This window comes from Candidatus Saccharibacteria bacterium, assembly GCA_016700015.1.
Classification (GTDB): domain Bacteria; phylum Patescibacteriota; class Saccharimonadia; order Saccharimonadales; family Saccharimonadaceae; genus Saccharimonas.
Genome location: CP064995.1, coordinates 367,003 through 379,876, shown reverse-complemented (window position 1 = coordinate 379,876; position 12,874 = coordinate 367,003). Strand labels below are relative to the sequence as shown.

Below are 12,874 nucleotides of genomic sequence, written 5' to 3'. Positions count from 1 at the left end.
GTTCATGAGTTCGTCGCTAGTATAGCATAACTAGCTACGTTTAAGAACCGCTGCTATTGACAGCCGTAGTGTGGCCGTGGTATTACGGTTATGTATACGTTATTGGGGTGCGAGACCACCTATACACATAAACAACATAATCTTAGGGGTAGTATGAAGCAAATTGATGTTTTCCCACGCTTATTAGACGCAGGTGCGACTCAAGCGACTGCAGAAGCTGAAGATGAAATAACTTTCGAGCGAGCTGTCGCAGCGCATCACCTCAACACCATTGGTATGGGCATGATGGAAGCCATTGCTAACGGTGGCAGAACCTATACGTACGAAGAACTTTCGCGCGATTGGTCGACAACCGAGATGCAGCGCATGCTTGAAGCAGTGCTGCGCGACTACGTGAACTACCAGGAAGGCTGGACCTGTGCAGTGGCTTGGGTGGGTGAATATGATACAAGCCAAGACTTGCCCTATAATGACCGCAACCCCGCTTACCGTGATCCCCATCAGCGTATTGTCGTGGTTGCTGAGCGCGTCAGCCTACCATAAGTCTATTTCCTCGCCTCCATTGGCTCAGGGGCTACTGCTCTTTATAGTAGTTGTCAAATGCAAAACACCTCGGGTATCCGAGGTGTTTTATGGGTAGCAACAAGAACTACTTATTGATCTTTGTCACGACACCAGCACCAACTGTGCGACCACCTTCGCGGATAGCAAAGTTGAGACCCTGCTCCATAGCAATTGGAGCAAGCAGTTTTACCTTAAAGGTAACAGTGTCGCCTGGCATAACCATTTCTTTGTCAGCAGGCAGTTCAACTTCACCCGTCACGTCTGTGGTGCGGAAGTAGAACTGCGGCTTGTAACCCTTGCTGAATGGTGTGTGGCGGCCACCTTCTTCCTTCTTCAAAATGTAGACTTCGGCGTCAAATTCAGTGTGTGGTGTCAGGCTACCTGGCTTGACCACTACCTGACCGCGCTCGATTTGTTCGCGCTCAATACCGCGGAGCAACAACCCAGCGTTGTCGCCAGCTTGGCCTTGGTCGAGGTTCTTTTTGAAAGCTTCGATACCAGTGACAACTGAGTTCTGGGTTGGCTTAATACCAACAATTTCAACTGCATCGTTAAGCTTAATGACACCCTGTTCAATACGACCAGTCGCAACTGTACCACGGCCCTTGATCGAGAATACGTCCTCGATAGGCATGAGGAATGGTTTGTCGAGTTCACGCTTTGGCTCGTCGATGTAGTCGTCAAGAGCTTTGACAAGTTCCATGATTGCATCCTCGGAAGCAGAATCGCCTTCGAGGGCCTTGGTAGCAGAACCCTTGATAATCGGAGCGTTGTCGCCGTCGTAGCCGTTCTTGGTGAGTAGTTCGCGAACGTCCATTTCAACAAGCTCGACAAGCTCTGGATCAGCTAGGTCCATTTTGTTGAGGAATACAACAATCTTTGGCACATTGACCTGGTGAGCTAGCAATACGTGCTCGCGGGTCTGTGGTAATGGGCCGTCATTGGCAGCAACCACAAGGATCGCGCCGTCGATTTGTGCGGCACCAGTGATCATGTTCTTCACATAGTCGGCGTGACCTGGCATGTCAACATGCGCGTAGTGACGCTTCTCTGACTCGTATTCCTGGTGAGAGCTAGCGATGGTGATACCACGAGCCTTCTCTTCAGGTGCATTGTCAATTTGGTCATAGGCAACTGGTTTGTTGGTAGCGCTTGGAAGGCGCTTTGCCAGCACGCTCGTAATAGCTGCCGTAAGAGTTGTTTTACCGTGGTCAACGTGGCCCATTGTGCCGACGTTCACGTGGGGCTTGCTTCGGTCGAAGTCTGCCATGGATGATAAATCTCCTATTATTGATTGGTTATTGCTTGGTACGCGAGCTCATGGATGTAGTGAACACTGTTCATCACACAATAATCCGCGCCCGTGCGTATGGGTTTAATTATAGGGTAAAGCGACCACCTTGTAAACACCCATCCTTCAACATTGCCCCAGTACAGTCAGGAATGGCGTACTCTGGTCTGCTCAATATGTACACCCTAAGACAATGGGTGGTGTGTATTTTCTGCAAGCCAAACCGCGTGAGCCACCATCAGGCGCGCGATATTGATACCGCTAATCTGCTCGATACCAAGCTCTGGGTTATCATTCACTTCGATGTATAACTCACCCCTGGAAGATGTCATCGTATCGACTCCTGCAATTGCCAGGCCGATACAGGCGGCAGCTCGGAGGGCGCCCCCAACCTCATCTTCTGATGGCAGGTATTTCTCGCCCATTCCGCCAAGCGAAAGATTGGCCCTAAACTCATCATCCTCCTCGCTGCTACGTGCAGTACGTCTCATTGCAGCAACCACATGTTTACCCACGACAAAGAGTCGCTTATCGCTATGGAATTCTCCTGGCGTCGGCTCGATAAACTCCTCGATCAGCAGCGGTTCCTCACCCATGCCCTCGACTACAGATGCAGCTGATTTGCGGGTATCTGCCAACATCACTCCCCTCCCGTGCGAGCCAAGAGATTTTTTTACAATTAGCGGCTGTTTCGCCAACGGTTCAACCCGAGTGAGCAGTGGTTTTATCTGACCCGGTAGTCGCCCAGGTAGAGCGTAACTTCGCGGAGAAGCAAGACTATGGTGATGGAGTGCTAGTTTGGTCGCGATTTTATCTTTACTTGTTAGGATGGCACTAGCCGGAGCGGTAACAGGTGTACCCGAAAATTCAAACGCACGCACGACTTGGGCTCCTGCCTCGTGGTAGCGACCAATACGGCATATCACCACATCGGGTTGTAGCACTTCGCCAATCACGCCATCTTTGTCAATCTCGTGCAGGCGCAGCATGTCACCGGTCATATCGATTCCAACACGTCGATAGTTAATCAACACTGGTCGGTGCCCTAGATTATGTATCTCTTCAGCTATGCGACGAGTCGCCGGCAGTACATGACCACTCGCACGAGGGAGGTGTAAAACACCGATATCCATTATCTTATGATTATACACACGCCCAACGGGTATCGGCAAGTACTATGATTACTCATACACAGGCAAAGGTCTCTATTAATCTTTATTCATAGCAAGTTTTTTGGCTGCAACTATAGCGCTCACTTCATACTATAGACTTGGAACTTTAGCTATTGAAGCGCCCCCAGCGATTACTGGGGGCAAAAAAGGGCTTTTACTGCTTGCTGAGGCGCCTGAAGCGCGCCAGCTGCACCAGGTAGTAGGTGGCAAGAGTCCCCTGCAATAGACCGACGACGAGCGTCGACCACTGGTGCGGCTGCACGTACCAAGCCACCGCAGCTGCCGCGCTGAGTGCGGCGATACCAAAGCTAGTGGCCTTGGTGAGCCGAGCCAACTTCAACCGCGTATAGACCGGCGTGCCTACGAGCTGGGCGTCATCGGCCGTATGCCGGGCGACGTGAAACGCTTCGGCCGCGTCGCGACGCGTGCCCATCGCGCCAAAGGCGATCACCAGCCAGAAAGTAGCCAGCGCAATGTTGTACCACATCATGAAAGAGCGAGCGTCCATCACTTATCCTATCGATTGGTGGGTGGTGCATTTCTATCATTATAGCACAATATATGTAATGTAGCGAGTCTATGGTCTAGACTTCAACAAAGGTGTGGGCGTGGCCCTTGGCCCCACCACGACCAGTCCGGCCAATGCGGTGAATGTAGTCTTCGTACACCTGGGGTGTGTCGTAGTTAATGACGTGGCTAACATTGGGAATGTCAAGGCCACGGGCCGCGACATCGGTCGCTACCAGTACCGCAACTTTGCCTGATTTAAAGGCATCAAGCGCTCGCTGACGCTGACTCTGCGATTTGTTACCATGAATTGCTGCTGCCGATAGTTCTGTTTTGTTTAGTTTGTCGGCTAGGCGCTGGGCGCCAAACTTTTTGCCACAAAACACCAGTACTTTGTCGTAGTGGTCTTTGCGTAGCAGCGCCACGAGCTGGTCATACTTATCATCAGCACCGCGATATTCAACCACATCTTGCTCGACGTGGTCGCTCGTTTCAGACGTACGCACACTAATTGTCACGGGGTTATCCAAAAACTGAGATGTCAGTGCCTGAATTTCAGGCGTAATAGTAGCGCTAAAAAATAGCGTTTGGCGCTGGCGAGGCATTTCCGCGACAATCCGGCGGATGTTGGGCAAAAAGCCCATATCAAGCATGCGGTCAGCTTCATCCAGTACCAGCACGCCCATATTCTGACAGTGCAGCTCACGCCTATCAAGTAAGTCGATCATTCGGCCTGGCGTACCAATGACGATGTGCGGGCGACGGCGTAGGTCACGAATTTGACGATCAATATTCATTCCACCGACTACTAGTGTAGAGTACAGGTTCATGCCTCTTGCAAAAATTCGAAATTCAGCGTCAATCTGCTGGGCAAGCTCCCGAGTTGGCGTCACTACCAGTACACTGGGGCGCAGGGCTACCCCGCGCAGATGTTCAATAATTGGCAGCAAAAAGGCGGCGGTTTTGCCGGTCCCGGTGTTGGCAAGCCCAATCACATCTTGCCCGTTTAGAATTGGCTTGATCGCTTGGTCTTGAATTGGGCTTGGCGTCACGTAACCTTTACTGGCGATGTTGGCCGCGAGCTCTGGGCCAAAGGCAAAATCTGCAAAACTATGCTGCGCGTCATACGCCACCTCGTCGGCTGGCTGAACCGCTTTGTTAATGTATTTGCTGGGGTGAATCACGCTGCTTTTACCACGTTTTTGACCACGGCCACCAGTCTGCGGCCTCGGTCGATTGCGTCCACGCGTACCACCTGGTCGCGGTGTGCCATTATAGCTCGGTCGAGCATGTTGTTTCCCTCTGTTGATATAGGGCATAGAGCCTCCTTTAGTGAGATAGTATCAATCTACAGTCAGGCGAATAACGAGATTGATTCTGGTGCCCACTTTGGAGTGTAGCGGTAGAGCCGGCTCGGCATTCTATCGAATGTAACGTTTATATTATAGCACAACCAAAATAGAAATGCAATAGCCTTACGCATGTTTTCTTGGATTGACATCGTGCGTCAGAGAAAGCAACCACGAAAACAGTGTGAATTGTCCTAGCAGTTCAGCCATCAGCACTGAACCAATATGTAGTAAGTGAAAACTGGCAAGCAATAGCGATACCCCTACAACACTTGCCACGCCTATTATGTAAGTACGGCTGGAAAATCGCGGGCAGATATGCCGCAATCTCAGCATTACCACACTAACGAGAAGGAATTGTCCGTAACCAAACACGTTATGGATTACCGCGTATCTGTCAAATGGGAAGCACGCGACACCTATCCAGCAAAACGCGATCCCAATCAATACGTTTCGCAGCGTAATACCACCATGATGCCATCGTGTCTGCCGCATATCGCTCACAAGACGAGTGGCAATAATTACTAGAATGACTGCCGACATACCCATGGTGAAGTTAAAAATAGCCGATGCCACCTGACCGCCCTCACCCAGTCGGCTCAAGTGCCAGGTAAACCAGCGGGTATCTTTGGTGAGCACTATACTGAGCACAAGACCGGCCTGTGACATGACAATGAGGAGCCATGTTGCCATATAGCTTGGCATTTTCTCAAACACCGACAATACTGCAGACCACTTCATACTGAAAAGTATAGCACTATGCTACTACTATTCAGAAAAACGAGAGAATACGTATGGCCAGATATAGCGGCCTATTGCATTCACTGCCTTTTTATTGCCTATTTCTCCGTAATGCGCTCTGAGCACTGCCAGCCTTTGGTTTAGTTCGCGAAAATATATGTCTTCATCGTCGCACATATCGGCTATGCGCACATTCCAACGCTCCGCCACCTCAAGGTAGAGGTGTAATTCGTCTCGCGAGATACTTTCACCCCTTGATTGCTCGTACTGCGCTATCATTTCAAACGATAGCCGCGCTAACTGGCGCGCCAGCTCGACTGGCCGATTATCGAGTAAGTTACGAACTTCGTCGGTTGAAAACAGCTCACGAAAACCATCATTGGTACCATCTGATCTTTGTGGGCGCGCGTAGTGATTAAATACGGCTGCGAACTGGGTGATAAAATCAATCTCCACTGCTATTACAGGCGATAATTCATTTTTATCGTCGGGCTCATACCGCGCAAAAGTGTCAATAAAACCGCATATATCGGGAGGCAAAGCCGGTTCTTTATTAGTTGACATAAGGAATACTACTATACTGCATCTCACCTATCCTAAACAACTACTGTGTAGCTCGGCGCAAGATATCGGCAACAAAACCGGTCTTTGCGTCGGTATAGCTAGCGCGATCATCAGGATACTGGATTGCAAGCTTTCGCTTCAGGTCAGCATATTCTTCCCTAGCCGCCGGATGCGCGCGTAGATAATTTCGAAACAGTACGGTATTGTGCCAGCGTCTATTACTCCGCGGTACAATGTGCAAATAGTGCGTCCTGCGACTATCAGGACCTTTCGGCATGAATATTTCGTCCTGAGTAACCCGATCGGGCATGGAGCGGTAGCCCATATTCTCGAGCTTTGCTACCATAGCTTGGCTCACAACGTCGAGGCTTTCAACTCCCACCATCATGTCAATGATCGGCTTAGCCATCATACCCGGGATTGCTGTGCTGCCGATATGTTCAATTGGCGCCCTGTCGCCGAATATTGCTCGCAGCCGATCGGCTTCATCTTCAAACCGTTCCACCCAGGCCTCTTTATAACTTTCTAAGCGCATGGTTCCGCGTGCTAGTGCCATAGCTTACTCCCCTTTTTCCTTAGTATAACACCGTGCTCGCGCACAAATACTTTATATTTGTCGTTTCTGAAAGTTTGCACGGTAAACAGCCCTATTCCCGGTGTTTTCTTCGCGCACTTCTTCGGGATAATCCGAAACTAGTGCAAAACCACGCCATTCCATACGCTCAAGAAAATGATTACGCGGCCATAGCGTCATGGGTAAATCCTCTGCAGTCATCACCGAATACCCGTCCCTGCTTACTGTTTGGTACGTCGGATCCCAAGCGGCATTCGTAAAGATATTTAGGCACACAAACGCTCCTCGTTTCATCACTCGGTGCAGTTCACTGAGCGCGTGCTCATACTCGGCTGACGTATTTGCCTGATGGAGTACACCTGTTGTCACGACGAGATCGAACTGTTCATCAGGCGAAGGAATAGCGAGAATCTCGCCTTCGCGTATCGTCGCAGTAAGTCCCTTTGAAGCGAGGCGTATCCGTGTGGCACGACGCATCCCTTCGTTTGGATCGACGCTGACGACGTCGAACCCCGCCTCAGCAAGAAATTCACTATGACGACCGCCGCCACATCCCAAGTCGAGTGCGGATTGGCCGCTTGGATGCGCATAATGCGTCGCGACGAAATCCCGGATTCGTGGATCCGCAGGTTTTGCGGCGAAATACGCCGCCATGTCCGCATCATTCCAAAAACTCTTCTCACCCTGTGTCTGCTTAACCATCGATATCTCCTATCTTATAGGTGCCGTTGTGAACGACCGTTTCAATTGTTGTCATATGTTGCGCTTCAAATAGAGTCCGGATTCGCACTGGATCGGTTGTGATCGCAAAGAATCCAGGTCCGACGGATGAAAGTGACAGCATTATGACCGCTGAGTCTTCCTGCAAAGGCCTCAGGGCTTCGGCAATATCATTGATGCGCGGTAGGACAAATGAGCAATTTCGTATGCTTCCCATATCCCAACGATAGTCGAATACGAGCGACTTGCACGGAGCAAAATTTCCAAGCGCAAGCGCGGGAAGCACATCATGAACCAGGCGGTACGCAATTTGTGGACCGTACGCTTCGCCAGTGGTGATAAACGCCTTCATGTTGTCCTCCTCACGCTGCATCAAGTCGAGCGAGTCAGGATGATCAAAATCATTTGGCACACCAATGACGATACTATAGTCAGTCGGAATTTTTACCTGCGCTATCGGTGTTGCTTCGCCCGCAAGGACGATAATACCGCCCTCATAATTGCCACATACGACCGATCCACCGATACATTGGACAGCCGTGAGCGTATCATCACTTCCATCGATCTCTTCACCATGATTTTGCGCGCAATAGAGACTCAAATCGTGTGCGGCGATTGGATGACCGTACAGTTCATTGATCGCGCTTGCCACACTAGCAATCGTACCACTACTCGAGCCAAGCCCACAGTGCCTCAGCCCTGCCTCGTCTTTGACGTCAACAGTGAGCTGACCGCGGATATCGAGTGCCTTTTGCATCATGCGAGCAGCGTGAAGGACAAGTGTCCGGCGGCCTGTCGTAGGTGTTATGATGAGCTCTGACGGTTTCGTCTCGTCTATCGTAACTGTGACAGTTTTGTAGAGGCCGACGCAAACGTCGATTTGTCCCGCAGTGTAGACAAGCGAATCATTGGTTGCGATTTTTGCTGGATCCAGCGCCATCGCTTCTAGTCGAGCCGGATACTTGATCATCATCCGACGTGACGGCACCATTTGAGGTGTTTTCGAAACAGTACATGGATTATGGATCGTGCCTGCTGCAAATGTTGCAACGTCCTTACTCATGCGCGATTCCTTCGAGTTTCTCTATCGCTCCAATTGTCTCATTGAGCAATACATCAAGGATGTCAGTCGTATAGACGCCACTACCCACGCTACCGTCAGGGCGGATCTTGAAGTTATCACGTGCAAGCTTGCGATGCGGGTAGCGAAACTTTTTGAGACATTGCAGAACACGTATCGCCTGCTTAGACAGCTGACCGTCGTTATCTTCGATAGCTGACCGTAAAATGCTTTTGCCGTCGTTTTTGTGGATACCTAGTTTGAGATACGCACGTTGTTCGGGACTGAGATAGCGGACATTGTCGGCGAAGTAATTCTGATAGAATGGATTGTCACAATCCACGCCCCATAGCAGGTAGTCGACTGCGATAAATTGAAGTTGCGCACCACCCGAACCTGCATACAACTTACCACCTATCGTCAGTGGCTCGAAATACGGCCTGAGCTGACCACTGAAGTACGCAGGTGACACGCCGCGCTTCACGTCGATGATAGAGGTAATCATGTCAGCGATACTACTCTCCATCGCGGCAAGACCAGCAATTTTTCCTTCGTTGACGTATGTCTCGAGGCTAGACTCGACACTTTCTGCTCCGCTTCGTACAGACTCGATAAACAAGCGCTCTTCGGGTGAACCTGTAAATGACCGTTCTCGCTCGCCTCGAGGATTGGCAAGCGCGTATGTCGATACGGTACCTCGGGGGATCATGCAAGCAATTTTCCCTAAACCGAGCAGGACTGACTCGATCCTGCCGCCTTCAACTACTAAATCAGCTCCGTGCCGGAGACTGGAACTGAGAAGAAAGTCGAGGTCCCGCATTGCTGCCGTCGCTGAATCCTTGTCGTAAGTTGTCGTATCGAGACGGGCGACAACACCGTCGACAATTGTGCCGATGGCGCCAATGTCAGCTGATCCATTAAGAGCCGGAAGGTCTCGAAGCTCCCGGTCAATTCCGAGCGGATCAAGCTCACGTACTCTCTGAAAAGTCATCTTATATAGGACTCCATTGATTGGTATTGTGGTGCATTATAACTTGAAGTATGATTATTGTCAAATATATTTTTTTGTGGTACTCTACACCAAACAACATCAAGGAGAGATTATGCTGTTTGTTACCGGTTATCATGCATCTGGCAAGTCCGAAATATCGAAGATATTAGTAAATGATTTCAATCTACTACATATCGAGACGAGCGCCCTCGTGAGACAAGCGCACCATCTAGACGCGCCGCACATGCCACTTGGCGCATGGGCGAAGCGGATGGAGCATGACTACGGCAGCACTGTGTTTGACGACCTTATCGCTGATACGACCATGACGCAGCTGACGATAGATGCTGATCGAGGGTGGTATTATGACGACATCGTCATATCAGGAAACCGCAGTTATGATGGCATTAGTTATATCACCGAGCGTCTACGGGAGTATGGGGCACCGATTCGTCACGAGCAATCGATTCTTCTCATTGAAACACCTATCGAGGCGCTCTATGATCGATTTCGTCAGCGGGATCGAGAAGAGGGCGACAAGTCCATGTCGTTCGAGGAGTTCATCACTGTCATGGACGCTGAACGTGACCGCGGGATCGAGGCTATTATTGAGCATGCGACCCATCGCATCAATAATTCTGGTGGTACGAGAGCACTGCGAGATAGTATCTATACGTTTGCACGCGATGCTCGCTACACTCCACGCGAACCACACGAGGATGAGCGATTCCGTCATGTATAATGAGAGCATAATCTGAGGAGCACAATGAAATCTATCACGTACATCACCGGTAATATGGGTAAATATGAGAATGCGAAAGTATTTCTAGGTAAGTATGATATTGAGGTTCGGCAACAAAAACTGTCGCTTGATGAAATACAGGGAGACGACGCTGTCGCTATCACTGTGCGAAAAGCAAGAGACGCATACGCGCAACTCGGCAGGCCACTATTTGTCAATGACGCATCATGGATTATCCCAAGCCTCAATGGGTTTCCCGGACCATACATGCGAAATATGGTCGAGTGGTTCACAATGGATGACATCTTGACTTTGATGGCTCATAAAACTGATCGGACCGTTATTCTCCGTGACACAATCGTCTATATCGATGATCAAGGCGAGCATGTATTTACTCATGATACGGTCGGATCAATTTTAGCAGAGCCCGCTGGTGAACCGCGCGGCCCATTCATTACTCAGATATTTTCTCTTCGCAAGGACGGCAAAAGTATCTCAGAGGACTCAACAGTTGGTTTCAGCGAGGAAGAGGCCGTGCTGTGGGATGAATTCGGTACCTGGCTATCGTCTTAGCAGTCAGTACAATGAGCAAGCAAGCTGCGATCTAGCCAACCCCGATCGCAGACAACAAGAGTTGGAGTGCAGTCTGTGTGCTGTGACAATGCCAAAAGTAGATCATATGTGTGCACATTGATACTTTCCTTTGGGGGGATATTGATACTGTCACTAAACACTGCAATTCGCATATGTACTCCCAGATTATTATTCTGTTATATAATACTACTCTGAATTAGTCAATCATTTCGCTAGGTGGATATACCCTCTGAGCAAGTAGATTTTTTATTTCTTCATTTTACAAATCGAATGATTTGGATCAAACCAAATGATGTCGAAAACTCCATCATCTCTAAGGTAACCAAACAATCTTTTTTTGTTGTCAATTCTCAGCGAGAAGATTCTATCTTCAATCAAATTCCTATCCTGAAGAATTTTTTGTGCATTTGGGTCAATCCGTTGAATATCTATGAAATGGTTCTTCGTTTTACCGTCATCGTGCGTTTCTTTTTTAATCTCTCCCCAAGTCTGGTTCTCCTTGGCGATAAGATATGTATATATCATACCCTTTATGCTAGTGCCATGAGGAGACCACTCGTGATTATCATTGTTACAAATGCTGAATCTCCACGAAGGGTTTTTCTTATCATATCCAGTATTGTCGAGATAGCTTAAGCTTGCTATCTTTGGTATTTTTGAGGCTATGTTGTTTTGTGATTTCGGTGTTTTACGTGATCTATCATTACCCCTATAGCCCACCGTAGTATTCCTGCATAATCTCTTTTTCGATAATAGTATTTGATGGGTAGCCCTGGGGTGTGTCTCCGCGAGCTTTTATCCAAGGTAGCTCATTATGCGTAAGTGAACTCAGCTCATAGGCCTTCTTCTGGCCGTAGTAGTTGATGACTGAGTTCATTGTCTCTTTCTGGGAATCAGTAAAGTTATCAACCTCGCTTTCAGAAAGAAAGTCTTTTGCTATTTCGAATGTTTTCGCATGTTTTTTATACAGATCTACACAAACAGGGCCATTTGACCATGCTTGAAAATCTTCATCAAAAAGAGGAGACCCGTCCCATGCCAATGACCATGCCTGACAATAATAAGTAAGCTTTTGAAGCTTTAGGGAGGTCAAATCATCACCCATATAGCTACTTACTATATACCTGGCTACATTATATATAGAATGTTTACTCATATGTATACCTATCAATACTATAGCATAAGCACTATAGCGATTACTTAATAACAAGGTCGGTAGACCTTTACCGTGAGCCTATACTAACTTCAATCAATTCTATCATATCTAGGGGTATGTTATAATAACCCTGTCTAGATTTTTCAATGCAGCAGGGTTATTTATTACCCCGACTTCGGAAATGGGCAACCGTTGATAGAAGTTGGGTATACCCTGCTTTGAAAAGTCTAGACAACCTGCAACGGTTGTCCTTTTTTATTAGAAATTTTCAAACATGGGGGGTATATTATGAAGAAAATACTGAAGTGGTTTTTTATAGGTCTTGCAATATGCATTTACCTTATAGCGATGTTGGTAGTGGCGAGTGTTTTATTACCGAAATCGGATGCGTCCATCGAAGATAAATCCAAAGTATCTCAAGTAAAAGAAAAGCCTAAAAAGCCAAAGCACAAGTACTTGGACTTCTATAAGTGGGTCACAACGGTAGACACCAAGGATATGAGCTTCACTAGATCGGCGTCAATTGAATCTGTTTGCGGGATCTATAAAGACGTAGACGGTGATGGCGACAAAGACTTCTACACTAAGAAGACCTGTATGCAAGAGAAGTACAAAGAATACATAGCACCCGAAGCATTTGATACAGGAACCATTCAAGATATGAGCAAAGATTTATGCGCTGAAGAAGACTTAAACCGCTACTCATATATTTGTAGTAGGTTTGGTGACATGCTAATTCGTATCAAGTCAGCAAAAGGTGGTGTAGATAAAAATAAAAATTATTTTGATGCAGAGGCTATATATAACGATATTGCATCCAAATAAGGACAATGTACAGTGGTCGTATGA

16 protein-coding genes are annotated in these 12,874 nt (G+C 48.3%); 4 read left to right on the top strand and 12 right to left on the bottom strand.

Features of this window, described 5'->3' with window-relative positions; genetic code table 11:
- Positions 1–153 precede the first annotated feature (153 nt).
- Positions 154–543, top strand: a complete 390-nt coding sequence (locus IPM09_02035; GenBank protein ID QQS22302.1) for a hypothetical protein — start codon at positions 154–156, stop codon at positions 541–543.
- Between the two features lie 106 nt (positions 544–649).
- Here the strand turns inward: IPM09_02035 and tuf are convergent, their stop codons facing one another.
- The 10 genes from tuf to IPM09_01985 all read right to left on the bottom strand — a co-directional run bounded on the left by tuf (position 650) and on the right by IPM09_01985 (position 9,533).
- The gene (gene tuf, locus IPM09_02030; protein QQS22301.1) at positions 650–1,834 is read right to left on the bottom strand and encodes an elongation factor Tu; all 1,185 of its coding nucleotides are present in this window, start codon (positions 1,832–1,834) and stop codon (positions 650–652) included.
- A gap of 206 nt (positions 1,835–2,040) precedes the next feature.
- Positions 2,041–2,988: a hypothetical protein gene (locus IPM09_02025; protein QQS22300.1), complete on the bottom strand. Its 948-nt coding sequence runs from the start codon at positions 2,986–2,988 to the stop codon at positions 2,041–2,043.
- Between the two features lie 193 nt (positions 2,989–3,181).
- On the bottom strand, positions 3,182–3,535 hold the full coding sequence (locus tag IPM09_02020; protein ID QQS22299.1) for a hypothetical protein: 354 nt from the start codon (positions 3,533–3,535) through the stop codon (positions 3,182–3,184).
- Positions 3,536–3,611: 76 nt separating this feature from the next.
- Entirely contained in the window at positions 3,612–4,853 is a 1,242-nt protein-coding gene (locus IPM09_02015) for a DEAD/DEAH box helicase (protein ID QQS22298.1), read from the bottom strand.
- 156 nt (positions 4,854–5,009) lie between these two features.
- A complete protein-coding gene (locus IPM09_02010; GenBank protein ID QQS22297.1) occupies positions 5,010–5,624 on the bottom strand; it encodes a hypothetical protein in 615 nt (204 codons plus the stop codon).
- 27 nt (positions 5,625–5,651) lie between these two features.
- Positions 5,652–6,188: a hypothetical protein gene (locus tag IPM09_02005; GenBank protein QQS22296.1), complete on the bottom strand. Its 537-nt coding sequence runs from the start codon at positions 6,186–6,188 to the stop codon at positions 5,652–5,654.
- Positions 6,189–6,228: 40 nt separating this feature from the next.
- On the bottom strand, positions 6,229–6,744 hold the full coding sequence (locus tag IPM09_02000; protein QQS22295.1) for a GrpB family protein: 516 nt from the start codon (positions 6,742–6,744) through the stop codon (positions 6,229–6,231).
- Positions 6,745–6,795: 51 nt separating this feature from the next.
- A complete protein-coding gene (locus tag IPM09_01995; protein QQS22294.1) occupies positions 6,796–7,464 on the bottom strand; it encodes a class I SAM-dependent methyltransferase in 669 nt (222 codons plus the stop codon).
- Positions 7,457–8,545 (bottom strand): hypothetical protein, encoded by a 1,089-nt coding sequence (locus IPM09_01990; protein QQS22293.1) that lies wholly within the window; start codon positions 8,543–8,545, stop codon positions 7,457–7,459. The genes IPM09_01995 and IPM09_01990 overlap by 8 nt, the downstream gene beginning before the upstream one ends.
- Positions 8,538–9,533: a DUF1864 family protein gene (locus IPM09_01985; GenBank protein ID QQS22292.1), complete on the bottom strand. Its 996-nt coding sequence runs from the start codon at positions 9,531–9,533 to the stop codon at positions 8,538–8,540. Before IPM09_01985 ends, IPM09_01990 begins: the two co-directional genes overlap by 8 nt.
- A gap of 112 nt (positions 9,534–9,645) precedes the next feature.
- Here IPM09_01985 and IPM09_01980 point away from each other — a divergent pair, with 112 nt between their 5' ends.
- Positions 9,646–10,275 carry a hypothetical protein gene (locus IPM09_01980; GenBank protein QQS22291.1) on the top strand — a complete coding sequence of 210 codons (630 nt, stop codon included), beginning with the start codon at positions 9,646–9,648 and terminating at the stop codon, positions 10,273–10,275.
- 24 nt (positions 10,276–10,299) lie between these two features.
- A complete protein-coding gene (locus IPM09_01975; protein ID QQS22290.1) occupies positions 10,300–10,848 on the top strand; it encodes a hypothetical protein in 549 nt (182 codons plus the stop codon).
- Positions 10,849–11,115: 267 nt separating this feature from the next.
- On the opposite strand, the gene IPM09_01970 is transcribed toward IPM09_01975, so the two are convergent.
- Both IPM09_01970 and IPM09_01965 read right to left on the bottom strand, forming a co-directional pair.
- The gene (locus IPM09_01970) at positions 11,116–11,589 is read right to left on the bottom strand and encodes a hypothetical protein (GenBank protein QQS22289.1); all 474 of its coding nucleotides are present in this window, start codon (positions 11,587–11,589) and stop codon (positions 11,116–11,118) included.
- Positions 11,579–12,025: a DUF4065 domain-containing protein gene (locus IPM09_01965; GenBank protein QQS22288.1), complete on the bottom strand. Its 447-nt coding sequence runs from the start codon at positions 12,023–12,025 to the stop codon at positions 11,579–11,581. Before IPM09_01965 ends, IPM09_01970 begins: the two co-directional genes overlap by 11 nt.
- 288 nt (positions 12,026–12,313) lie before the next feature.
- Between IPM09_01965 and IPM09_01960 the strand changes: the two genes are divergently transcribed.
- Positions 12,314–12,850 (top strand): hypothetical protein, encoded by a 537-nt coding sequence (locus tag IPM09_01960; GenBank protein ID QQS22287.1) that lies wholly within the window; start codon positions 12,314–12,316, stop codon positions 12,848–12,850.
- Positions 12,851–12,874: the final 24 nt, after the last annotated feature.